This window comes from Chryseobacterium salviniae, assembly GCF_035819015.1.
GTDB classification, from domain to species: Bacteria; Bacteroidota; Bacteroidia; order Flavobacteriales; family Weeksellaceae; genus Chryseobacterium; species Chryseobacterium salviniae.
In genome coordinates this window covers 1-22,801 of sequence record NZ_JAYLAA010000067.1, presented here as the reverse complement: position 1 = coordinate 22,801, position 22,801 = coordinate 1, and the positions used below count along the sequence as shown (strand labels likewise).

General features: G+C 37.2%; 22 protein-coding genes. 12 read left to right on the top strand and 10 right to left on the bottom strand.

Annotation, left to right across the window (positions count from 1 at the left end; translation table 11 throughout):
* Positions 1–292: DUF6261 family protein (locus tag SOP96_RS18925; protein WP_326322437.1), on the top strand; the 292-nt coding region annotated here is incomplete at its 5' end.
* Between the two features lie 147 nt (positions 293–439).
* The gene (locus SOP96_RS18920; protein ID WP_326322436.1) at positions 440–1,717 is read left to right on the top strand and encodes a replication-associated recombination protein A; all 1,278 of its coding nucleotides are present in this window, start codon (positions 440–442) and stop codon (positions 1,715–1,717) included.
* Between the two features lie 65 nt (positions 1,718–1,782).
* On the opposite strand, the gene SOP96_RS18915 is transcribed toward SOP96_RS18920, so the two are convergent.
* The 4 genes from SOP96_RS18915 to SOP96_RS18900 all read right to left on the bottom strand — a co-directional run bounded on the left by SOP96_RS18915 (position 1,783) and on the right by SOP96_RS18900 (position 5,904).
* Positions 1,783–2,220 (bottom strand): hypothetical protein, encoded by a 438-nt coding sequence (locus SOP96_RS18915; RefSeq protein WP_326322435.1) that lies wholly within the window; start codon positions 2,218–2,220, stop codon positions 1,783–1,785.
* Positions 2,221–2,341: 121 nt separating this feature from the next.
* Positions 2,342–4,564, bottom strand: a complete 2,223-nt coding sequence (locus SOP96_RS18910; protein WP_326322434.1) for a DUF2339 domain-containing protein — start codon at positions 4,562–4,564, stop codon at positions 2,342–2,344.
* Positions 4,565–4,633: 69 nt separating this feature from the next.
* Positions 4,634–5,482 (bottom strand): prephenate dehydratase, encoded by an 849-nt coding sequence (gene pheA / locus SOP96_RS18905; protein WP_326322433.1) that lies wholly within the window; start codon positions 5,480–5,482, stop codon positions 4,634–4,636.
* Between the two features lie 5 nt (positions 5,483–5,487).
* Positions 5,488–5,904 carry an acyl-CoA thioesterase gene (locus SOP96_RS18900; RefSeq protein ID WP_326322438.1) on the bottom strand — a complete coding sequence of 139 codons (417 nt, stop codon included), beginning with the start codon at positions 5,902–5,904 and terminating at the stop codon, positions 5,488–5,490.
* Between the two features lie 138 nt (positions 5,905–6,042).
* Between SOP96_RS18900 and dnaA the strand changes: the two genes are divergently transcribed.
* From dnaA to SOP96_RS18885, 3 genes are all read left to right on the top strand, one after another.
* Positions 6,043–7,497: a chromosomal replication initiator protein DnaA gene (gene dnaA / locus SOP96_RS18895; RefSeq protein WP_029294063.1), complete on the top strand. Its 1,455-nt coding sequence runs from the start codon at positions 6,043–6,045 to the stop codon at positions 7,495–7,497.
* Positions 7,498–7,588: 91 nt separating this feature from the next.
* A complete protein-coding gene (locus SOP96_RS18890; RefSeq protein WP_326322432.1) occupies positions 7,589–8,038 on the top strand; it encodes a low molecular weight protein-tyrosine-phosphatase in 450 nt (149 codons plus the stop codon).
* A gap of 78 nt (positions 8,039–8,116) precedes the next feature.
* Entirely contained in the window at positions 8,117–8,815 is a 699-nt protein-coding gene (locus SOP96_RS18885) for an SAM-dependent methyltransferase (protein ID WP_326322431.1), read from the top strand.
* 294 nt (positions 8,816–9,109) lie between these two features.
* On the opposite strand, the gene SOP96_RS18880 is transcribed toward SOP96_RS18885, so the two are convergent.
* Both SOP96_RS18880 and SOP96_RS18875 read right to left on the bottom strand, forming a co-directional pair.
* The gene (locus SOP96_RS18880) at positions 9,110–9,451 is read right to left on the bottom strand and encodes a GxxExxY protein (RefSeq protein WP_326322430.1); all 342 of its coding nucleotides are present in this window, start codon (positions 9,449–9,451) and stop codon (positions 9,110–9,112) included.
* Positions 9,452–9,520: 69 nt separating this feature from the next.
* Positions 9,521–10,234: a DUF4349 domain-containing protein gene (locus tag SOP96_RS18875; protein ID WP_326322429.1), complete on the bottom strand. Its 714-nt coding sequence runs from the start codon at positions 10,232–10,234 to the stop codon at positions 9,521–9,523.
* 302 nt (positions 10,235–10,536) lie between these two features.
* On the opposite strand from SOP96_RS18875, the gene SOP96_RS18870 reads away from it, so the two are divergent.
* Positions 10,537–11,604: a DUF2891 domain-containing protein gene (locus SOP96_RS18870; protein WP_326322428.1), complete on the top strand. Its 1,068-nt coding sequence runs from the start codon at positions 10,537–10,539 to the stop codon at positions 11,602–11,604.
* Positions 11,605–11,696: 92 nt separating this feature from the next.
* On the opposite strand, the gene SOP96_RS18865 is transcribed toward SOP96_RS18870, so the two are convergent.
* Positions 11,697–12,170 carry an Mpo1 family 2-hydroxy fatty acid dioxygenase gene (locus tag SOP96_RS18865; protein ID WP_326322427.1) on the bottom strand — a complete coding sequence of 158 codons (474 nt, stop codon included), beginning with the start codon at positions 12,168–12,170 and terminating at the stop codon, positions 11,697–11,699.
* Positions 12,171–12,417: 247 nt separating this feature from the next.
* Here SOP96_RS18865 and SOP96_RS18860 point away from each other — a divergent pair, with 247 nt between their 5' ends.
* Positions 12,418–13,131 carry a class I SAM-dependent methyltransferase gene (locus SOP96_RS18860; protein WP_326322426.1) on the top strand — a complete coding sequence of 238 codons (714 nt, stop codon included), beginning with the start codon at positions 12,418–12,420 and terminating at the stop codon, positions 13,129–13,131.
* On the opposite strand, the gene SOP96_RS18855 is transcribed toward SOP96_RS18860, so the two are convergent.
* The gene (locus tag SOP96_RS18855; RefSeq protein ID WP_326322425.1) at positions 13,118–13,423 is read right to left on the bottom strand and encodes a DUF493 family protein; all 306 of its coding nucleotides are present in this window, start codon (positions 13,421–13,423) and stop codon (positions 13,118–13,120) included. The two genes, SOP96_RS18860 and SOP96_RS18855, sit on opposite strands and share 14 nt — an antisense overlap.
* A gap of 39 nt (positions 13,424–13,462) precedes the next feature.
* Positions 13,463–14,140, bottom strand: coding sequence for a DUF4197 family protein (locus SOP96_RS18850; RefSeq protein WP_326322424.1), 678 nt, complete (start codon positions 14,138–14,140; stop codon positions 13,463–13,465).
* A 424-nt stretch (positions 14,141–14,564) separates the two neighbouring features.
* On the opposite strand from SOP96_RS18850, the gene SOP96_RS18845 reads away from it, so the two are divergent.
* The 5 genes from SOP96_RS18845 to SOP96_RS18825 are packed head-to-tail and all read left to right on the top strand — an operon-like array spanning position 14,565 to position 22,676.
* Positions 14,565–17,357 (top strand): SusC/RagA family TonB-linked outer membrane protein, encoded by a 2,793-nt coding sequence (locus SOP96_RS18845; protein ID WP_326322423.1) that lies wholly within the window; start codon positions 14,565–14,567, stop codon positions 17,355–17,357.
* Between the two features lie 15 nt (positions 17,358–17,372).
* Complete coding sequence (locus SOP96_RS18840; protein ID WP_326322422.1) at positions 17,373–18,836, top strand: RagB/SusD family nutrient uptake outer membrane protein; 1,464 nt, start codon at positions 17,373–17,375, stop codon at positions 18,834–18,836.
* An 18-nt stretch (positions 18,837–18,854) separates the two neighbouring features.
* The gene (locus tag SOP96_RS18835; protein WP_326322421.1) at positions 18,855–19,835 is read left to right on the top strand and encodes a LamG-like jellyroll fold domain-containing protein; all 981 of its coding nucleotides are present in this window, start codon (positions 18,855–18,857) and stop codon (positions 19,833–19,835) included.
* 46 nt (positions 19,836–19,881) lie between these two features.
* Complete coding sequence (locus SOP96_RS18830) at positions 19,882–21,270, top strand: glucoamylase family protein (protein ID WP_326322420.1); 1,389 nt, start codon at positions 19,882–19,884, stop codon at positions 21,268–21,270.
* A gap of 17 nt (positions 21,271–21,287) precedes the next feature.
* Positions 21,288–22,676, top strand: a complete 1,389-nt coding sequence (locus SOP96_RS18825; protein WP_326322419.1) for a glucoamylase family protein — start codon at positions 21,288–21,290, stop codon at positions 22,674–22,676.
* On the opposite strand, the gene SOP96_RS18820 is transcribed toward SOP96_RS18825, so the two are convergent.
* Positions 22,622–22,801 (bottom strand): hypothetical protein (locus SOP96_RS18820; RefSeq protein WP_326322418.1); only part of this gene is annotated, 180 nt, incomplete at its 5' end. The genes SOP96_RS18825 and SOP96_RS18820 overlap by 55 nt on opposite strands.

Sequence of the window (22,801 nt, the reverse complement as noted above, 5' to 3'; positions counted from 1 at the left end):
TGAGATGAAAACAGCCAATGACCTGTTCAATACCACGTATCTTTCCCGTACCCAGGAATACGGAGATGCCAACCCGGAAACCATTAAATCGAAAAGGGAAGAGGTGAATGCCGCCTACTATGCATTGCGGGACCGGATCGATGCGCTTCATCTCCTGGTAGAGACACCGCCGTCACCATACGCCACCGTCATCAACCAGCTGAATGCGCTTACCGATCAGTACAATGTGTTGCTTGTGAATAGAAAAGAAGCTCCACCGGTAGAAGGAAAAGATCAGAATCCGCCTTTATAATAAAGAATCGACCTCAGAAACCCGTCAATACATTGGCGGGTTTCTTTTACACTGTGGCAGGAATAAGATTTGTATTACTTTATTACCTTTGTATTTACGTATTAATACCATTCACAATATTTAATTTTAACAAATACTATACATACCTTGAATCAAAATATTCCATTAGCAGAAAAATTAAGGCCGAAGACCCTGGAAGATGTTCTCGGGCAGGAACACCTTACGGGAGAGAAGGGAACCATCCGGAAAATGCTGCAGAATAATGCGCTGAATTCTTTAATCTTCTGGGGACCGCCGGGAACTGGTAAAACAACGCTGGCAGAAATTATATCGGAACAGTCGGGAAGAAAATTTTATAAGCTTTCTGCGGTTTCTTCCGGGGTTAAAGATGTACGCGATGTGATAGAAGATGCCAAAAAACAGAATCTTTTTTCAGGAAAATCCCCGATTTTGTTTATTGATGAAATTCACCGTTTCAACAAGTCGCAGCAGGATTCGCTGTTGCATGCCGTAGAAAAAGGCTGGATTGTTTTGATTGGTGCCACCACGGAAAATCCAAGCTTTGAAGTGGTTTCAGCACTGCTTTCCAGAAGCCAGGTCTATATTCTCAAAGCCCTGAGCTATGAAAAACTTGAAGAGCTGATTGATATTGCCCTTCAAAGATTTAATGATGATGAAAGATCCGATTTTAAGATTACCGAAAAAGAAGCATTCATACAATATTCCGGTGGTGATGCAAGAAAACTGATCAATTCTGTAGAACTGGTGCTGAATCAATATAAAGGTTCTGGCAAGAAAGAAATTCAAAACAATGATGTTATGGAAGTGCTGCAGGAAACCATGGCGTTGTATGATAAAAACGGCGAACAGCATTATGATATCATTTCGGCATTCATCAAGTCGATGCGCGGAAGCGATCCCAACGGAGCGGTATATTGGCTGGCAAGGATGATTGCAGGTGGTGAAGATATTAAATTCATCGCCCGCAGAATGCTGATTCTGGCAGCAGAAGATATCGGACTGGCCAATCCGAATGCGTTGATCATGGCCAACACCTGTTTCCAGGCGGTAAATGTGATCGGAAATCCGGAAGCGAGGATTATTTTAAGTGAAACGGCAGTGTATCTGGCTGTTTCTCCAAAAAGCAATTCAACGTATATGGCGATTAATGAAGCATTGGCGCTGGTGAAGAAAACCGGGAATCTTCCAGTTCCCCTGCATCTGAGAAATGCACCTACCAAACTGATGAAAGACCTGGATTACGGAAAGGAATATAAATACGCCCATTCTTATGAAGGTAATTTTGTAGACCAGGATTTTCTGCCGGAAGAAATTCGTGATGTGACGCTGTATCAGCCTGGAAACAATGCCACGGAAAAGAAAATCTACGACGAGCTGAAAAAGAAATGGAATAATAGATATTGACATAATAATTAAAAACAAAAAAAAGGATACCCAACAGGTATCCTTTTTATAATTTAATTTAAAAATTAATTTTTAGTCGTTATCGATACGGTTTTTGTTCCGTTGTTGTCTATGACGTGCATGTTATTCAGAATATCACCGAAAACTTTAGTATCGCTGTTTTTAAATTCATAGCCGTCAATAATAACCGGTGTATCTTTGGCAAGGCCATATTGAGCATTGATTTCAGAAAGGGTAATTCTGTCAATTCCGCCCTGGTTGCTTTTTAGTTTATATTCTACCAAACCGTTTTCAGCAATAAAGCTGTATTTTTTTAAATTTTGCGGAAGCTCTGCCGCCGATTTGTAAGTACGTGCACTCTGAATAGAGCTTTTATGATTGGCAGTAAACATATCTACTGTTCCGACAATATCATCAGCCACTGCAAATTTTGTAGAAGCATTCTTCTGGGCAAATAACGTGGCAGAAGACAATAATAAAAAGGAGTAGAGTAATTTTTTCATAATGTTTTTGGAATAAGTATCTGTTAAAAACTTGATAAATATAGTTATTTTTTGGAAGGTGTAAATAAAATTTTATAAAAATTTAAAGAATCAATAAAAATAAACTCATTTTTAAGCTTATTTAATGTTTGTCTTCATCTTTTATATCCTTTTTTTCTACCATTGTTACTACTATATTTTTTAGTCGCTGAAACAGAAAAGAACTCAGCAGTAAAATAATTCCGAGAATGATGAATGCGATGATTCTTGATACATTATCCATTTTCCAGACATCATAAAAGTAAAGCTTAATAATCGTGATGGCCAGTAAAGCAAAGCCTGCTTTACCATATTCATGATCATCGGTTTTTAAACCTTTATAAATAAGAAAGCTCGCCAGTATCGCCCAAATGATAGGAAGGTAAAGAAGGGTAAAATATTCCTGAAGTTTTTCTGTTTCATTAATGTTATCGGCAAACAACAGGATATACAGGTGTAATGCTTCCATGCTTACTGTTGTTACCAGCGTTGTTGCAAGAAGCCAATAAGAAAACGGGATCTTAAAGAAATCAGATTCGGGGAGAATTTTTACTATCGTATAAAGTAACGGAATCAGGTATAATCCATACATGAAATAAGTATTCATGGCAATTTTATTCAGAACAATATTAGTTATCAATCCGGAACCGGCCATGACGACATTCAGAATAATCAGGAAGAAAAAGGTATATAACAGTCCGGTTTCAAGAATTCGCCCGATTTCAGGTTTTCTTCTGAGAAGCAAAATGGTAAAAATATAATACAAGCTGAAAAGCATTCCGCTACTGAAAATAATAATCAGCGGCTTTTCCGAAATATGATATATAATTTCCAATAAAAGAGCAGTATAGATAACAGCATAGCTTACCACGGCAAACAGATTTTCAAAAAAACGGTTTTCAGAAACCGTTTTTTCAGGGTTTTTTCTTAAAAGAATTAGATTGATAAATGTGGTAAATACCGTTACGGAACTCGTAAGAAACACAGGATTAAAAATAATCTTAAAATTTTCAGCATCAATATATTCTGCCCAGGTCATTATTTGTGCAATAATCACAAGAGGAAAAAGAATATAAAAAAAGATCCTGAAAATGCGGAGACCGGTTTTCTTCCAGATAAACAGAAGAAGCGTAGCTTCAATTGCCCAGACGGTTGTAATCAGATGCGTGCTGAATTCCAGTGCAAAAGCTGCCGTAACAAGGCTTACCGCAATTCCTGAAAATACCGAATGTGCAGCACCGAATTTCTTTTCCGAATGTTCCCTGTAGAGCAGAATCCCATTGAGTAAGGCAAAAATGATCGGGAAAACGATAACAGGATCGTATTGTAATTGTTTAAAGATAAACACCGTTCCTATAATTCCGGTAAAGTTCACCAGGACAAGCATCAGAATATCAGAAGGTAAAAGCTTCTTCATTGTGAAAAAATTCTGCAATGCAAATGCATAAAAAACAATATAGCTCAGCACATAAAAATATACCGCAGTGATATCAGTCTTTGCAACCGTCCAGTAAAAAAGGTAAATGCTGGTGAAAATGAATGCAATCCATCCTATGCTTTTCCATTGTTTCAAAAAGGCAATTACAAGCATCCCGATATTAATGACGGTAATGTAGGTAAAAAGAAACGGATAATTCCCATGCCCGCTGCTGATCATCAAAGGGGCAAGAAATCCTCCGAACAGCGAAAAAATAATCAGTATCTCGCTTTTATAATAATATGAGAGGAAGATGGAAACCAAAGTCACAAAGCATGTAATTGAAAATGCCGTATTCTGTGAAAACAAATGATACTCCCGGAATGCAATGGTTGTCGTAAAATAGAACGCGGCAATTCCGCCACCGGTAATGATAGAAGCGAAAACTGCATAATTTTTCCTCAGAAAATGCCCGATACCGATGATCACTGCACCGGCAGCAAAACCTATGGCCGCTCTTGAAACTTCGCCGATCCAGTTCTTATCAATGGCATATTTCACAAAATATCCGATTCCGAGGACCAGCGTGAAAATTCCGGCTATGGCCAGTGCATTCTGTCGTAAAAAATCAAAAACAGGGCTGAGGTTTATTTTAAATTCCTCTTCGATATCCTTACGTTCAGAAGGATTTATTTCTCTTTCGGAGATCTCTTCTTCCTGAGGCAGCAAATATTTTTCAGGGAGATCTTTTATTTCGTCTTTAAAGTTTTCCTTTTGTTCTGCCCTGATTTTGGCAATTTCGTTTTCAAGATTCCTGACCCTTTTATTCAGACTGTTGAAAAGAACAATGATGATGATAAATAAAATGATGACCAGGATATACATTATTTCCGGATTTGATGTTATCAAATATAATTAAATGTTTATAATCAAAAGATGATCTGCAATGATAAATTCTTTTAGATAAAACTAAAAATTTTAACCCTCTAAAACAAACTCTTTATAATCTCCCAGGAAATACGTTTCTGCGTCCAGTGCCTGTAATTCCTCCAAAGCATTATGATGAAGTGCAGATTCCCATTTTCCCACCACGTTGATGAAAAAGAAATAATTTCCCAGTCCGGTTTTTAATGTCCTCGACTCTATTTTGCTGAGGTTCATTTTCCTCCATGCAAAGACGGATAATACCTGATGAAGACCTCCTGCGTGATCTTCAGGAAGCGTAACCAACAGCCCGGATTTTTCACCTAAAACTTTCAGGTTTTCGTTTTCGTAGCTTTCCGAAGATTTGGAAATAATAACAAACCTTGTGTGATTCTGTTCAAAATCATGAATATTGTGATGAATGATTTTCAGTCCGTACAGATTGGCCGCAAACTGATTGGCAACTGCTGCTAAATTTCTATCCGGGTTTTCTGAAACATATTTTGCAGCAGCGGCTGTAGAAGAGAAATCCTGTTTCGGGACTTCTTTGAAATGTGTATCCAGAAAGTGGAAGCTCTGTGCCAATGCCTGAGGATGCGAATAAATTTTTTCAATAGCTGCCGAATCGGAACCGGGATGTACCATAAGATGATGGGCAATCGGCATCACGGCTTCAGCCAATATTTTGATTCCTTTTGTTTTGTAAAGATAATCCAATGTCATGGAAACTGTTCCTTCAATAGAGTTTTCGAGAGGAACGACAGCTTTTTCCGCTTCACCATTTTCTAAGGCTTCAAAGCAGTCGAGAATATTTGGTTGTGGGATCAGCTCTCCATCAGGGAAAAGCTGAATGGCTGCAAGCTGTGTAAAGCTGGCCTCCGGGCCCAAAAATGCAATCTTCATTATTTTTATTTTTCTTCTTTCCAGTTTTCTTTAATCAGTTCCATTAGGTAATCCGGGCATTTCACTACTTTATTGGTTTTAGCATCCAGAAAGAAAAGAGTGGTAGATGCTTCCGTGATTTTAATGTTTTCTTCGTTAAAAATTTCATACTCGAATTCAATTCTCACGCCGGGAATTTTTTTAACATACGTATGGATTTCCAGTTGTTCGTCATAAAAAGCCGGCCTCAAATACTTAATTTTATACTCCGAAACAGGCAGCCAAATTCCTTGATTCTCAATCTCGTTATAAGACATTCCGATGCTTCGGAAAAGTTCTACCCTTCCCATTTCGAGGTACTCTGCATAATTGCCGTAATAAACGTATTTCATAGGGTCTGTTTCTCCGTAACGTACTCGTAATGAGTGTATTGTGTGTATCATTGTTCCTGCTCTTATATACATACAAATATATTTTTAAATAATCAATAAGCACAATATTTTTTTTTGAAATAAAAAATATAGACCTTTGTCTTCCTTCTAAAAAGCAATACTAACTAAGAACTAATCGGGGCATAAATTATGGATGAAAATTTAATGTTGACATGGCAGAAGTGCCTTCAGTTCATGCGCGATAATCTAAACGCTGCTGAAGACAATTCTGATCTTAAAAAACTTGAAAAATCTTTCGATTTACTGTTTGATAAAGTACAGCCAATTTCTTTGGTTGACAACAATCTTACATTAATGGTCCCGAGCGATTTTTACAAGGAATATATTGAGGATAATTACCTGTCCTTGCTTTCTGCTGCCCTGAAGAAAAACATAGGAAAAGGTGTGAAATTATGGTACTCGGTAATGGAGAATAAGCCTTCCGGCTTAGAAAAGCCCGTTACCATGAATATGAAAGGAAAAACCGTTCCCACCCCTAAAGTTCAGGAAACGATGCCTCAGGGATTTTCATCAAATATCGTTAATCCTTTTGTTGTACCGGGAATCAAAAAAGTAAATATTGATTCCAACTTAAAATCGGATTTCTCTTTTGATAATTACGTAGAAGGGGAGAGTAATAAATTTGCGGCAACAGTTGCGAGATCGATTGCCAAAAGACCGGGTGCTACAGCTTTCAACCCTTTATTTTTATATGGAGGTTACGGGGTAGGAAAAACCCACCTGGGGCAGGCTGTTGGACTGGAAGTTAAAAGCCAGTTTCCGGATAAAGTGGTTTTGTATCTTTCTTCAGAAAAATTCATCCAACAATTTATTTCGGCTGCCAAAGCACATAAGCAAACAGAATTTGCCAATTTCTACCAGATGGTGGATGTTCTGATTATTGATGATATCCAGTTCCTTTCCGGTAAATCGGCTACGCAGGACAGCTTCTTCCATATCTTCGATTATCTTCACCAGAACGGAAAACAGATTATTCTTACTTCCGATAAAGCTCCGGCAGATATCATGGATATTCAGGACAGAATTGTTTCCCGTTTCAAGTGGGGGCTTTCCGCAGAGATCAAATCTCCGGATTACAACACCCGTAAACAGATTATCGTTGATAAATTAAGCAGAGACGGTATTGTCCTTACAGATGACATGCTGGATTTCCTTGCTTCGGAAGCTAAAACCAACGTAAGAGAACTTATCGGTGTGATTAATTCCGTGATTGCGTATTCTACCATTTATAAATCAGATTTAAGCCTTGAGCTATTAAAGGATACCATCAATAAGATTGCAGCCAATCAGAAGAAAATTATCAATATTCCTTACATTCAGGAAGTGGTTTGCGATTATTTCGGAATCAAAAGAGAACAGCTTTTATCCAAAACCAGAAAAAGAGAAATTGCCCTTCCAAGACAGCTCGCTATGTACTTCGCGAAAGAGCTTACGAATGCAACCTTTACTAAGATTGGCGAGGAAATGGGAGGAAAAGACCATTCTACGGTAATGTATGCCTGTGAAACAATTAAAGATGTTTCCAAGATTGATAAAGAGGTAAAAAAATACGTGAAGGAACTATCCGAAAGAATTAAGCAATAAGAAATAATTTAATGTAAATATTGAAAATGGAGAATAAATTTTATTCTTCATTTTTTATTTAATTTTGTTTGAATTTTAATACAACACCGCCATGAAAATACTGATGGTCTGCCTCGGAAATATTTGCAGAAGTCCGCTCGCAGAGGGAATTATGAAAGCTAAAGCTCCTGAAGATTTTTATATAGATTCAGCAGGAACCATTTCACTCCATGAAGGGAAACATCCTGATAAAAGAGCCGTACAAACCGCTGCGCTTCACGGAATTGACATTTCCCAACAGAGATCCAGGCCCATTACAAACGCAGATTTTGAAAAATTTGATAAAATTTACTGCATGGATGTGGATGTATTAGCAGATGTAGTTTCTAAAGCAGGAGACGAAGATCAACGAAAAAAAGTTTCCTTGTTTCTGGAGGTTTTGGGCGACCATCAGAATGCCGAAGTTCCGGATCCGTATTGGGGCGATATGAAAGATTTTGAAGAGGTTTTTCAGCTTTTGGGTCGTGGTTGTGATGCTATTTTAAAACAAATTCCGGCATAAAGCTTTACCTTTGTCCAATAATGGCCAGTTAAAAGACCACAGATTTCTAAATTTTAAGAAAAACTAAAAAATACAACAATGCTTTTTCTACTTCCTGCTTACCTTTCGGAAAATACTCCAATCGACCATTTTTCACCGGTGATAAAAGAATATATCATGCAGACCGATTATTTTTTCGTGGAAAATGAAAAAACTGCCAGGAAAGTCGTAAAATTCTTTGCTCCTGAAAAGAAACAGCCTGATTTAAAACTTTTTCTGCTGGATAAATATACCGGGAACGCAGATATGAAAGAAGCACAGGAGCTGATGCTGAAAGGACAGGATTTCGGATTGCTTTCGGAAGCCGGACTTCCCTGTATTGCAGATCCGGGAAATCTTATGGTAAAATGGTGTCATGAAAAGGACATCCGGGTTATCCCGATTTCAGGGCCTTCGTCAATTATTTTAGCGTTGATTTCGAGTGGTTTTAATGGGCAGGAATTTACCTTCAATGGCTATCTTCCGATTGATAAAAGTGAAAAGAAAAGACAGATTCTTCATTTGGAAAGTCTGGTTCAGAAGACAGGATATTCGCAGATTTTTATGGAAACGCCATACCGGAATAATGCCCTTTTTGAAGACCTCACGAAGTTTTTATCTCCTAATACAAAACTTTGTATTGCCGCAAATATCAACGATCCGGAACATGAATTCATCAAGACCAAAACCATCAAAGAATGGCAGAAGCAAAAACCGGAACTCCATAAAATTCCGGCTGTGTTTGTACTGGGGAAATAGAAGATTTATAATTTCACAATAATTGTGCAGATTACGCTGATTAAATTAAGATCTGCTTGATCCGCAAGATCAGCGGGAGAAATTTTTGTCTTCCAATACAAAGCTGTACATTGTCGCCAATATCAATGATTCGGAACATGAATTCATCAACGGAAGCACAAACCAAAACTGCATAAAATCCCGGCAATATATTTTTCCTCGTGAAATAGAAGATTTATAATCTCGCGCTGATTTTGCAGATTACGCTGATTAGATTAAGATCTGCCCGATCTTCGAAATCAGCGTGGGAGAAAATTATAACTTATTGACTACTCTTTTAATTCCATCTAAAATATTTGTTGTATTAAAATTAATCAATAATCCGAGCCTTTTATCTGAAAGTTTCAAATAAGTCTGCAATTGCTTGTAATGAATTTCTTCAATACTTTTTACAGATTTTAGTTCCAAAATAACCTTATTTTCCACCAGAATATCAATTCTGAAATTTAAATCAAACTTTTTCTCGTCATAGATAACAGGTATTTCTACTTCTGATTTTATATCCAATCCGTTTTCTTCAAGCTCATAAATTAATATTCGCTGGTAAACAATTTCAAGTAGCCCGGGATCAAGTTTGTTGTATACATTAAAATACATTTTCTTACCAGATAAGAAATTTCATTTTCATTCATTTGTTTTTTAGCAAAATAATGAAAAAAATCTGATTTATTTTTTCTTCCTGTTTCTCCATTTTCTCCAAAGAAATACAACCACAGGAATCAGCAAAAAGAACGGCCAAAGCGAAATAATTCCCAAAAGAAAAGCCACAAAGCTGTTCCAGCCTTCAGTTACTGAATCTCCGAACCTGCTTCCAAAGCCAATTGTAGATGTTGCTGAACTTCTGATTTTTTCTTTGTATAAATTTAAATTCAAAGTACTGTAATTTACGCGGTCGTCTATAAAACGAAGCCTGCCTTCCGAAACATCGATTTCATCTTCCAGTTCACGGATATTTTCCTGAATTTCCAAAATGTCTTTCGTTGTTTTTGCACTTTTCAGCATATCGCGGTATTTCTCAAGATAGATCTTTTTATTGGCAAGTTTGATGGAAACATCAGTATACTCTTCAGTGACATCATTCGAAGAGATGTTTTTAGCTAAAACCGAACCAAAACCATCCGAAAAAGAATTAACCAAAGCATCAAAATTCTGATGAGGAACTCTAATTGTTAAGTCGATATTTTCCTCAGTATCATTATTCTGAAACTCTTCTTTCTGAATGTAGGCTTTATTGTTTTTGAGAATAGAATTAATCTGTTCCTGGGCTTTTTTGATATCACCTACCTGAATTTTCATTTCACCGTCTTTGATAATCTTCTTTGTAATTGTATTAATCTGTGAAGAAGGATTTTGCCTGCTGACTTCTTGACTGGGCATCATTTTTTCAGATACTGAAATTGGCTCACTAACTGCAGCTACTTTATCTTCTTCTAATACATCAGCAAGACTGGCATTGAGCGACTGCGTTTCATTTTTTTACATTGAAATAATAATAAACAAAACAGAGGTATAAGTAATTTTTTCATGAATAAAATTTCGGGAATATTATCAGAAATCATGCTTAAAATTGGATTTATTTGATAATTTTTTAATAAATGTTAAAAAATAGTGAAGATAATTTAGATTTATGTTTTTAACCTGATCATGAATGAAAAATTGAATTAATTTTATATTTTTAACCAATGAAAAAAAGTCTTTTAGCTATTGTCTTTTCTCCGGTTTTGATGTTTGCCCAGGAAGTTCCGAAACTTACCGATGAGATGGCCATAAAATTATCCGAAAAACCTTTGCATTGCATCACTCAGGAATATCCGAATAAAACCGCGCACATCATCAACAATGAAAATGAGGTTCCTCTAAGTCCGAAAGCTTTGCACCCCAGCTTTTATGGCTGTTTCGACTGGCACAGTTCGGTGCATGGGCACTGGATGCTGGTTCGTTTATTAAAGACAAAGCCGGGCCTTACCATAGCGAAAGAGATTGAAAAAACGCTCGATCAATCATTCAGCAAAGTAAATCTGCAGGCGGAAGCAGATTATTTTACCAAATATCAGCTTACCACAACTTTTGAAAGAACCTACGGCTGGGCATGGCTCCTGAAATTGGATGAAGAACTTATCACATGGAAGCATCCCAAAGCTAAAATCTGGCATCAGAATCTTAAACCTTTAACGGATAAAATTTTATCGGCCTGGAAAGCCTATTTACCCAAGCAGACTTATCCGAACAGAACCGGTGTTCATCCCAACAGTGCTTTTGCCATGGCTTTCGCGGTGGATTGGGCAAGGTCGGCCGGAGACAAGGAATTTGAAAATCAGCTGATCGAAAAAGCTAAATATTTTTATTTAAAGGACGAAAAAACACCGGCTTATCTTGAACCGGACGGATCGGATTTCTTTTCTCCAAGCCTTGAAATAGCAGATTTAATGAGAAGAGTTTTACCTCAGAAACAATTTGTGATATGGTTAAATAATTTCTACGAAAAGCGAAGTCTGGAAAATATTGAAAAAATCCCTGTAGTAAGCGATCTGTCCGATTATCAGACGGTACATTTAGTTGGTTTATCCTTTTCAAAAGCCTGGTGCATGAAAGGGATTGCAAAATCTCTTCCGGATAATCATCCTTTAAAAAAGCAATTTCAGAAAACGGCAGCATTGTTTCTGAGTAACGGCCTTCCACTGCTTTTCCAGGGAAATTATGGCGGCGATCACTGGCTGGCCAGCTTTGCGGTGTATGCCCTTGAAGATTAAGCAGCTTTGAAGCATGATGCTGAAAGAAGAGGAAAGGCGTAGATTATGAAACCTACTTCCATCATCTGGCTCCATCTTCCATACCTGAAAGTCTAATATCTGATTCCCAGTTTTTTAAGAATAAAGCTTAACAGCCAGATTGGCCCGATTAAAAGAAATTGTAAATCTTTAAGGTAAGATGGTTTTTTGCCTTCAATTTTATGGCCTACAAACTGGAAAATCCAAGTGATTACAAAGACCGAAAGGTAAACGATCCATGCGTTTTCTTTAAAACGGATATTGATTCCATACGCAAAACTTTCCATAATCACCATCAGGATAAACATAATGATGCTTACGATAAAGGAAAGCCTTAAATAAAAGAGAGTCACTAAAGCTATTGCTGCGAAGCTGACGTAACTTATTTCACCAATATAAATAAAGCCGATTGACTTAGACGGAATAAGGGAAATAAATCCTAAAATGCTCCAGAAAATCAGCGGCACACAAATCCAGTGGATCAGTTTGTTGGTAAAATTCCTGTGGCTTTCACTATATTCTGCAAAAAGCAAATCAATTTTTCTCATAGCTGTAGTTTGGTTACACTAAAATAACAAATTTTTGTAATCACTCGGCAGATTGCTTACATTTGTTCTATATCTGGCTTAGAGAATTCGGGGTTGAAATTTTCATCTAACTTATATTTTTAAATCATGGTTATCAATTAAACTTTACTTATAAAAGCCCGGCATTTAATTTGCGGCGATAATGTTAATGACTAAATTTCCGGAAAATAAATGAAAAAAATCTATCTTTACAGTCAGAATAAGCACTATGAAAGACCTTATGGGAAAGGCGATCTGGGAGTATTATCATCAGGAAAATCCCCGGGACCTGCAGACCGAAACTTCAATATCCGAATTAGATGAACTTCCCGTTGCGTATCTCTTCCGGGATTTTGAAGAAATGAATGAAATTGAGCAGAAAGCACTGGAGCTGTCTCACGGTAAGGTACTTGATATAGGAGCCGGTGCCGGATCACATTCTTTATATCTTCAGAATGAAAAAAAGCTTGACGTAACCGCTCTTGATATTTCTCCTAAATCCATTGAAGTATGTAAATTGAGAGGAATAAAAAAAGCAGTAGCTGAAAACATGCTGCAATTCTCCGGTGAAACTTTTGATACAATCCTTTTATTAATGAACGGAACCGGGATTTTCCAGAGCCTTCAGGCAATTGATATTTATCTGAAAAAGCTGCATTCCCTTCTCAATGAAAACGGGCAGATCCTGATCGACAGTACGGATATTCTCTATATGTTTGACCGTGATGAAGACGGTGGGGTATATATTCCGGCGGAAGGATATTATGGCGAGCTGGATTATATCATACATTACAAAGGAGAATCCGAAGTACCGATCAAATGGCTGTACCTTGATTTTAATACCTTGAAAAATGCAGCTGAAAACAATGGCTTTAAGATTGAAAAATTGCTGAAAGTTGAAGATGCTTACCTGGCGAGAATGAAAAAACTTATAAAAGAATAACGCCCTCTATCTTAGCTACTTCTTTATAGATCTTAACTACCTGATTGGCATCCAGAACAAATGCATTGATATTGCACGCCGTATACTTTCCGTTTTTGCTTTCTCTGTTTCCCAGGGTAAATTTAATCCCGTCAAAAACCCTGTAAATTTCGGTAAGTTTTGCCTGATTGGTAGGAATGATAAATTTGAATAAATAATCATCCGGAAAATCGTGGTGATCTTCCAATTTAGTCTTCAAAGAATTGTAAAAATCGTCCGGACTTGCATGTTGATTTCCTTGTAAAATATCCATCTTCAGTTGTAATAATATATAAATATAGCGAAAATTCTTCTATTTTCCAAGCGGTCCCAAAAGGGACTTGGAATTCTGAATTTCATAATCTTCAATGATATTGAACAAACCGTTTACCAGTTGTTCAGAAGCCAGCTGGCTCAGTCCGCCGGAATTTACCGTAGTTTTGCTGCCTCCAAGAAGCCCGTTCAGAAGATTGCTTCCTGATAAAGCAGTATTAATGCTTCTCGTAATTCCATATTGATTCAGCTGCTCTTCAACCTTTGGCGTGATGGCAGCAATGAGCTGTTGCGATGTTTTTTCTTTCAGAATCAGTGTGGCAGTTCCTTTTTCTCCCTGAATGATTCTTGTGACATCCTGTGCATTAAGGCTGTTAACGGCATTCACGAGAATAGGTTTTGAAATATTCACGGTATAAACGGCTGCATCTGCAATATATTCCCTCTCTTTTGCTACAAGAGAAGGAGCTACTTTCTCCAGCATGGCATTGATTTCTCGCAGCTGCTTCGGCAGCGCCTTGTCTACCATATTATTTTGAAGAAAAGCTTCCCTGTTGCTGTAGATATTGACACCTTTATCGATTCCATTCAGAAGAAATCTTTTGATTACCGATAAACCAAGATCTGATGTTGCCAGAGAGGTGCAAGACTGCACGGATGTATTGATAACAGCTCCCGTACCTATAAGAATGGCAGCAGCAATAATATATTTTTTCATTGTAATTGATTAAAAATAAATCACCGTTCAAATAATGAACCAAATTTAACGACAAATATTGTTTTAACAAATTTTATAATGTAGAATAATGAGATGTTAAAACCTATCTTAAATAAATAGTATGAGTTTTTATAAATGTGATAATATAATTATTTTGTTAAAACAATGCTTATATTTATCTATAATAAAATTTTTCTCATTAATAATTGAATACGTTTTTAAAAATACAATTATTAGATCAATTGTAAATAAAAATAACTATTTAACTAAACAATAAAAACATTAAGTAAAATTAACATTGTTCAAGATATTTTTATAATTTTGACTAATGTCTTTTTGTGAGAATATGCAATATTTCCATGATAAGCAGGAAAAGATCCGGGTATCTTTTCACATTATGATTGTACGAATAAAAAATAACTATATGAAACAACGTGATTTAAAGTATTCATGTCTCATTGCTGTTTTATACTTCGGTATGAATGTCAATGCACAAACCACACCCAATGATACTGTTGCGAAAGAGCAGAAGATTGAGGAAGTGGTGATGATTGGATATGGTAGTAGAAAAGCAATCGATAATACGACTGCAGTAAGTTCATTAAAAGCTGAAGAAGTATCAAAAACAAAAGTTTTAAACGCTTCACAAGCAATCCAGGGAAAAGTAGCCGGTGTTCAGGTAAGTGCATCTGATTTGCCGGGTTCAACTCCTACAATTCTTATCAGAGGTTTGGGTACTGTTACAGCGGGAAGAAATCCTTTATATGTAGTTGATGGTTTGTTTGCAGACAATATCAACAATATTAATACCAATGACATCTTAACGTATGATGTTCTCAAAGATGCTTCTGCGTTGGCCATTTACGGTAATAGAGGTGCAAATGGTGTAATCATCATTACTACTAAGAGCGGAAGAGGAAGAGGAGTAACTGTTGAATATGACGGCTTCATTGGAATTAGAAATCCTTTGAAAAAAGTAAAGATGGCAGGAAGCAACCTGTTTAGCTTATACAATAATATTGCTTCCGGAACAACCAAATTTTCTCAGGATCAACCGGTAAACACAGACTGGTTTGATGCCATTACCAGAACTGGTATTTACAATCAACATAATGTCAGTATCTCAGGATCTTCAGATAAAGCAAAATATTTTTTGAGTTTAAATAATTACGATGAAGAAGCTATTTTAAAAGGAACTGACTATAATCGTGCAACAGTAAGAACAAATAATGAATTTAAAATTTCTAAAGGAATTACTTTATCACAGAACTTAAGTATTGCATTTGCTAATATTACACCCAAACCACTAGGTGCTTTTACTACAGCATATAAACAATCTCCTATTGTACCAGTTTATTTTGCTGACGGTCAGTATGGTGTTTCTATTGTAGGATCGGATGGGTTTGCTTCTCCAACAGGTGTGTCTCAGTTTAACAATGTCGGAAATCCGTTAGCTCAATTAGAATTGAATAATGAACGACAAAAATCTATGCAGATGCAGGGAGGGCTGAAGCTTGATGTAGATTTATTCGACGGATTAAAGCTAACATCACAATTTAGTGGTGAATATTATAATTTTAAGAGTTATGCTTTTGACAATGGGGTAAGATTAATTGGTCAGGCAGCACCAGCTTATAGTAATCAGCTAACAAATGTAAAAGAGGATTATTACAATTGGCAGTTAACCAACTACTTAACATATAATAAAACATTTGCATCAATTCATAATATTGAAGCAACTGTAGGTACCGAAACTACTTTCAGATCTGGAACCAACAGATTAAGAATGGTTCGTCAGAACCTCTCTGGAAATAGCAATTACTGGAATCTAGATAATATTGACTATGTGACTAATGCAAGTTTAGTTAATCTTAACAGTATAGACTTTAATGAAAATAGAACTGTATCTTATTTTGGTAGGGCTCAATATAAATTGATGAACAGGTATTTATTAACTGCTACTATTAGAAGAGACGGATCTTCACAATTTGCAGAAGGTCAAAAATGGGGGAATTTCCCATCATTTGGTGCGGGTTGGATTATTTCTGAAGAGGATTTCTTAAAAGATATTTCTATCATCAGTTCTTTAAAACTACGTGGAGGATGGGGTAGATTGGGTAATCAAAATGTACCTTTAAATATTCCTACTTTAGCTTCAGGGGCAAATTATAATTATTCATTTGGAGGTGCAAGTAATGCAAACGGAACAACCAATAATCAACTTTTAGATCCAAACCTTGGCTGGGAAATTACGGAAGAAACAAGTGGAGGTGTAGATTTTTCATTATTTAATAGAAAATTAAGTGGATCTTTTGACTTGTATAATAAAGTAACAACAAATATTGTACTAGCTTCAATACCTCCTTCATCTTCAGGGATTTCAGATCTGGGATATTCTCACCTGGGTAAAGTTTCAAACAAAGGATTTGAAATAATGTTGGGATGGCAGGATACCGCAGGGGAAAATTTTTCATACTCATTTAACGCAAACTATTCACATAACAAGAATAGACTTGATGAAATTGTTTCAGGTGTTAACCCAATTTTAGGGGGTAGCTTAGGCAATGGCCAGTGGACTAAATATTTTGGTGAACAAGCAGTGGGACAGCCTTTAGGTAGTTTCTATCTTTGGGAAGCTAACGGACTTGATGCTAATGGAAATATGACTTACGTTGATACTAATGGTAATGGCAGAACAGGTTCTCAGGATGCTGAAGATAGACAATTCTTTGGATCTTATATTCCAAAATCTACACTCGGGATCAATATAGATTTACGTTATAAAAATGTAGATTTAGCAATTAACGGGTTTGGAGCATTTGGCCACAAAGTTTATAATGGTAAAAAGGCACAGCGATTCTCAGGAGAAAATGTTGAGTATGATGTTGCTTCTGATTTTTGGTCAGCCTCTAATACATCTTCGGCAAATCCTGCGCCATTCAATGCAGTTCCGATTGCTTCAACTTATTACTTAGAATCTGGAGACTTTTTCAGAATAAATAATATTACATTAGGATATAATTTTAGTAAACCTGTGGAATATATTTCCTCATTAAGGTTTTATGTAAGTGCTATTAACCCTTTTATTTTCCAGAAATTCTCAGGATTTTCTCCTGAATTAAACGCAGATGGTAATCCATACGGACTCACAGGAGTTGAATTGGATGCTTATCCTTCATTGCGTTCATTTGTTTTTGGGGTAAATGTTAAATTTTAATACTTAGAATCAATTATGAAAAAGAAAATAATATTTTTATCAGTTTTATCACTATCCTTTTTAAATCAGAATTGTAGTGATGATTATTTAGATACAGCACCAACAGAGCAGATAGCTTTAGAAGACATATTAAGTGAATACAATAACAATGATGGTGCAGAAAGTTTTGTTACCTCCATTTATGCAAAATATCTCGATTGGAATACCAGTACTTTTGCATGGATAGGAATTAGTAGCATTACAAGTGACGATGCAGATAAAGGATCATCTCCTGGAGATTCTGGTAGTGATAAAGACGTTTTAGATGCACTTACATTTTCCTCAACATCTCCTTCTTTTCAGGATGTTTGGGAAGGTCATTATCAGGCGATCAACAGATCAAATCAGGCATTGAAGTACCTTCCTCTTTTAGATAAAGCAGATGCATCTTTAAGAAGTAGACTTGAGGGTGAAGCAAAATTCTTAAGAGCGTTTTCATATTTTATTTTAGTAAGAAGTTACGGAGATATACCTTTGGTTAATAAAGTATTTGAAAATACAGAAGAAGATCGTACAATGGTTTTCACAAGAAAATCAAAAGCAGAGATTTATGCTTTTATTGAAAGCGACTTACAGGCAGCCATTGCTGCATTGCCTTCTAAAAGTGCTTACACAGGGAGCAATATGGGCCGAGCCTCTAAAGGTGCAGCTCATGCTTTACTTGCAAAAGTATACCTATATCAGAAAAAATGGCAGCAGGTAGTTGACCAATGTGATCAGGTGGTAGGCTATTCCTTAACTCCAAATTTCCAGGATATTTACAAAGTTTCTGGTGAAAATAATGCAGAATCAGTTTTTGAAATTCAAGGCAAAGGAGGTCCTAGCCAGCCAGGGATCCAACAGTATTCCCAGGTTCAGGGTGCTCGTGGTGCCGGAGGATGGGGATGGGGATTCAACACTCCTTCTCAAAGCTTGGTTGACGCTTTTAACTCAGAAGGCGATACAGAAAGAAGAGATGCTACTATTATTTTTAGAAATTCAACTTTATACGATGGAAGAATAGTACCTGCAACAGTAGAAAATCCATACTACAATTACAAAGCGTATTCTTCTGCATTTACAGGAGATGATGATTCAGATGCAAATATTCGCTATCTAAGATATTCAGAAGTTTTATTAATGAAAGCTGAAGCTCTTAATGAATTAGGACAGACTTCTAATGCTGCGACATATTTGAATCAGGTTCGTAACAGAGCGGGTCTTGCTAACTCAACAGCAACTACACAAGCAAATATGAGAACGGCAATTTACAAAGAACGAAGATTGGAATTAGCTTTTGAGCATGATCGTTGGTTTGATTTAGTGAGAACAGGGCAGGCACAAGCTGCTATGGCTGCAAATGGAAAAACTTTCAAAGTTGGAGTACATGAAGTTTTCCCTATTCCTAATAAGTTTATTCTTGAAGCAAAAGGATTGGCTACACAAAATCCAGGTTATTAATTCTTAACAGTATAACAGATGAAAAATATTAATTTAATTAAATATATAGGCGCAGCGTTTTTGTTTAGTATAATTGCTATTAGCTGCGAAGATAGCATCGATAAAGACAATCCGCCAATACCATATTCTTCTATCGGAGGATTTCAAAATTCAGATGAAGTAGCATCCGTTAATCTTGTTGCAAAATTAAGTTTTGAAAATAACTTAAATGATAAAGTAAATAATATTACAGGGCAAATGCCTCAAAGTGTTGCATACACATCAGGTGTGAAAGGAATGGCATACAATGGCTCTTCCTCAGAAATGAAGTATTCTGTTGCTAATGCTACAACTGCAATTACAGGTCTGAATAGTTTTACCATTGCCTTTTGGATGAAAAGCGATGGGACAGTAGATCCAGCAACTCCGGGACAGGGGAAAGGTGCTCAAGGTATTTTTACAATAGTTCGTCCTACCGAATTTTGGGGAGGTATTAATCTATTTATAGAAAACCCGGATGCTTCCAAACCAAATAGGATCAGACTTAAACTGGGTGTTGAAAATAGCAGGACAGGAGTTTCCTGGAAAGGGCAGGGTGTTATAGCTAACCTTGATGGATATAAAGGAAAATGGGTTCATGTAGTTTTTGCTTATGATGCTACCACAAGTAAATGTTATGTATATCAAGACGGTGAAGCAGCTAAAAATCTTGATGGATTTGCTTATTCCCCGGCCGGTGGTGAACTTGGGGGAGCTGCAACTTGGTTTGCTTCAGATCCTGGCGGCGCAAGCAATCCTGCCAATGCTCCTGGATACGGTAACTTCCAAATGGGAGGAACAAATGGGAAGGTGGTTTTCGGATCACATCAATTTGAAACATTACCCCCACAGAATAATGGATCACAGCAGGATTGGGCTACAAGTTATGCCGGACAGCTGGATGAATTCAGAATATACAATGTGGCTTTGAAAAGCTCTGATGTAATTGCATTATACAAACTTGAAAAAGACGGAAGATAAGTCTAAAAGAGCCTGTAATTAGGCTCTTTTTTTATATATTTGGACTATGAGAAAAATGATAGCTTCAATAGTATTCATCGGAACTTTATTAAATTCTTGTTCTTCAGATGATACACCGGCTAGTTCCGGAACACCAATTGGAGGTGGTGGCACGGAGGTACCCAACAACTACACAGATCAGCAGCTTACTGAAATGGTTCAGAAAGATGTTTTAAAATATTTTTGGGATTATGCAGAAACAAATTCAAAACTCGCCAGAGAAAGATACCATACCGATAATCCTTCTCAGGACGCCAATGTGGTGACTACAGGAGGATCAGGTTTCGGTTTGATGACTATTCTGGTCGGAATTAAAAATGGTTACGTTCCAAGATCAGAAGCCGTTTCAAGACTCACAACATCTCTTAATTTTCTGCAGAATGCCGACCGCTTCCATGGAGCCTGGCCACATTGGATGAATGGAACGACCGGACAGGTTATTCCGTTTAGCACGATGGATAACGGAGGAGATCTTGTAGAAACAGCATTTTTGGCACAGGGGCTAATCTGTGTAAGAGAATATTTTAAAAACTCTTCCGACGCTTCAGAATTAGCACTGTCTCAAAAAGCAGACGCACTATGGAAAGGAATTGAATGGAGCTGGTACACAAAAGGCGAAAATGTGCTATATTGGCATTGGTCGCCAAATTATAATTTCCAGATGAATATGCAGCTGAAAGGTTTCGACGAAACTTTAATTACTTATGTGCTGGCTGCTGCTTCACCTGATTATACGATTGATAAACCTGTTTACCAGCAGGGTTGGGCCAGAAATGGAACGATAAAAAGTACTGCCTCGGTATATGGAATTCCTGTTATTGTAAATCACAATGGTGCAAACGGAACGGTAGGACCTATGTTCTGGTCGCATTATTCTTTCTTGGGTCTGGATCCTAGAGGACTCTCCGACGAATATGTGAATTATGGAGAAGCAACAGCAAACCATGCTAGGATTATGTATCAATACTGTGTAACGAATCCTAAAGGTTGGCTGGGGTACAATTCAAAAAGCTGGGGACTTACCGCAAGCTATTCAAGAAATACGGACGGATCAACAGGATACGCTGCACATCAGCCCAATAATGATTTAGGTGTTATTTCGCCTACAGCGGCACTTTCAGATATGCCTTATACCCCTACAGAAAGTATGAATGTACTTAGATTTTTATATAATGAAAATTACAGCAAATATATTGGTATTGCAGGTCCCTATGATGCATATTCGGTTCATTACAATTGGGTGACACCGAGATATCTGGCGATAGACCAGGGAACCATCGCGCCAATGGTGGAAAACTATAAAAATCAGTTCTTATGGCAGTTGTTTATGAATGCTCCTGATGTTAAACAGGGACTTTTAAAACTGGGCTTCCATTCCACACAGTATGGATTTTAAAAAATAAAAATTAAATTATGAAGAGGATAATAGCATCAATCGCTTTACTATCTCTATTCACGGTTTCATGTAAAAATTCACAGGCTCCGCAACAGCAGGCCTCGCAACCTCAAATCGTGAAAAATGATATCACAGATGAACAATTAATGGATAGGGTGCAGAAAGATGCATTAAAATACTTTTGGGACTACGCAGAACCCAATTCTAAGCTCGGCCGCGAGCGTTACCACGAAGACAATATCTACCCTGAAAATGACAAACACGTTGTTACCACAGGTGGTTCAGGCTTTGGACTGGCTACCGTTCTGGTAGGGGTTGAAAGAGGTTTTGTACCAAGAAAAGAAGCGGTGAAACGTTTGACTGTAATGATGGATTTTCTCGCAAAAGCAGACCGGCATAAAGGAGCCTGGTCTCACTGGATCAACGGGGAAACCGGGAAAACAGTTCCCTTTGGGAAAAAAGACAATGGCGGAGATTTAGTAGAAACGGCATTTTTAACTTCCGGAATTTTAATGGTCCGCGAATACTTCAAAAACGGAAATGCCGAAGAAAAAGCGCTTGCCAAAAAATGCGATGAACTTTGGAAAGGAATTCAGTGGAACTGGTACACCAAAGGAGGAGAGAAAGTATTATACTGGCACTGGTCACCCAATTACGGCTGGCAAATGAATTTTCCGCTCGAAGGCTATAATGAATGCCTGATTACCTATATTTTAGCAGCATCATCACCAACTTATCCCATAGATGCGGAAACCTACTACAAAGGTTGGACGAGAAACGGAACCTATCTTTCAGACAACACAAAATACGGACTTCCTTTATACGTAAAGCACAATGGCGCCGAAGAATACGGTGGCCCCTTATTTTGGGCACATTACTCCTATATCGGGTTAGATCCTACGAATCTTTCAGATAAATTAATCAAAAATTATTTCGATCTGAACAGAAATCAAGTTCTTATTGATTACAAGTATTGTGTTGAAAACCCTAAAAACTGGAAAGGATACGGGCCAAATTATTGGGGACTTACCGCAAGCTACTCCCGAAACAGTGACGGAACAACAGGATATGACGCACATTTCCCAAAAAATGACAAAGGTGTAATTACTCCTACTGCAGCATTAAGCAGCTTTCCGTACACGCCAAAAGAATCCATGGATTTTTTAAGGTTCATCTATACACAGAAACCTCAATTTATTGGCTATGCCGGACCTTACGACGCAACTTCAATCAATTATGACAACTGGTTTACCCCAAGATACCTTGCCATTGATCAGGGAACCATTGCGCCGATGATTGAAAATTACAGAACCGGCTTTTTGTGGAAATTATTCATGAATGCTCCCGAAATTCAGCAGGGATTAAAGAAGTTAAGCTTTAAATCTGAAAAATATAACATCAGATAATTTGTTATTATTAATATCTTTAACAAATAAATGACAGGGTGTCGGAATTTTTTAAGGAGCTTAATCCCGCTTTCCGCACTCGCTATTTTTGAGTTTTTGGGGGGGGGGGGGGGGGGGGGGGGGGG

Bases quoted from the DNA above. Each gene is read 5' to 3' on its own strand.
- SOP96_RS18915 (WP_326322435.1), bottom strand. From the start codon at position 2,220: ATGAAAAAATTACTCTACTCCTTTTTATTATTGTCTTCTGCCACGTTA.
- pheA (WP_326322433.1), bottom strand. From the start codon at position 5,482: ATGAAGATTGCATTTTTGGGCCCGGAGGCCAGCTTTACACAGCTTGCA.
- SOP96_RS18900 (WP_326322438.1), bottom strand. From the start codon at position 5,904: ATGATACACACAATACACTCATTACGAGTACGTTACGGAGAAACAGAC.
- dnaA (WP_029294063.1), top strand. From the start codon at position 6,043: ATGGATGAAAATTTAATGTTGACATGGCAGAAGTGCCTTCAGTTCATG.
- SOP96_RS18890 (WP_326322432.1), top strand. From the start codon at position 7,589: ATGAAAATACTGATGGTCTGCCTCGGAAATATTTGCAGAAGTCCGCTC.
- SOP96_RS18885 (WP_326322431.1), top strand. From the start codon at position 8,117: ATGCTTTTTCTACTTCCTGCTTACCTTTCGGAAAATACTCCAATCGAC.
- SOP96_RS18880 (WP_326322430.1), bottom strand. From the start codon at position 9,451: ATGTATTTTAATGTATACAACAAACTTGATCCCGGGCTACTTGAAATT.
- SOP96_RS18875 (WP_326322429.1), bottom strand. From the start codon at position 10,234: ATGATGCCCAGTCAAGAAGTCAGCAGGCAAAATCCTTCTTCACAGATT.
- SOP96_RS18870 (WP_326322428.1), top strand. From the start codon at position 10,537: ATGAAAAAAAGTCTTTTAGCTATTGTCTTTTCTCCGGTTTTGATGTTT.
- SOP96_RS18865 (WP_326322427.1), bottom strand. From the start codon at position 12,170: ATGAGAAAAATTGATTTGCTTTTTGCAGAATATAGTGAAAGCCACAGG.
- SOP96_RS18860 (WP_326322426.1), top strand. From the start codon at position 12,418: ATGAAAGACCTTATGGGAAAGGCGATCTGGGAGTATTATCATCAGGAA.
- SOP96_RS18855 (WP_326322425.1), bottom strand. From the start codon at position 13,423: ATGGATATTTTACAAGGAAATCAACATGCAAGTCCGGACGATTTTTAC.
- SOP96_RS18850 (WP_326322424.1), bottom strand. From the start codon at position 14,140: ATGAAAAAATATATTATTGCTGCTGCCATTCTTATAGGTACGGGAGCT.
- SOP96_RS18845 (WP_326322423.1), top strand. From the start codon at position 14,565: ATGAAACAACGTGATTTAAAGTATTCATGTCTCATTGCTGTTTTATAC.
- SOP96_RS18840 (WP_326322422.1), top strand. From the start codon at position 17,373: ATGAAAAAGAAAATAATATTTTTATCAGTTTTATCACTATCCTTTTTA.
- SOP96_RS18835 (WP_326322421.1), top strand. From the start codon at position 18,855: ATGAAAAATATTAATTTAATTAAATATATAGGCGCAGCGTTTTTGTTT.
- SOP96_RS18830 (WP_326322420.1), top strand. From the start codon at position 19,882: ATGAGAAAAATGATAGCTTCAATAGTATTCATCGGAACTTTATTAAAT.
- SOP96_RS18825 (WP_326322419.1), top strand. From the start codon at position 21,288: ATGAAGAGGATAATAGCATCAATCGCTTTACTATCTCTATTCACGGTT.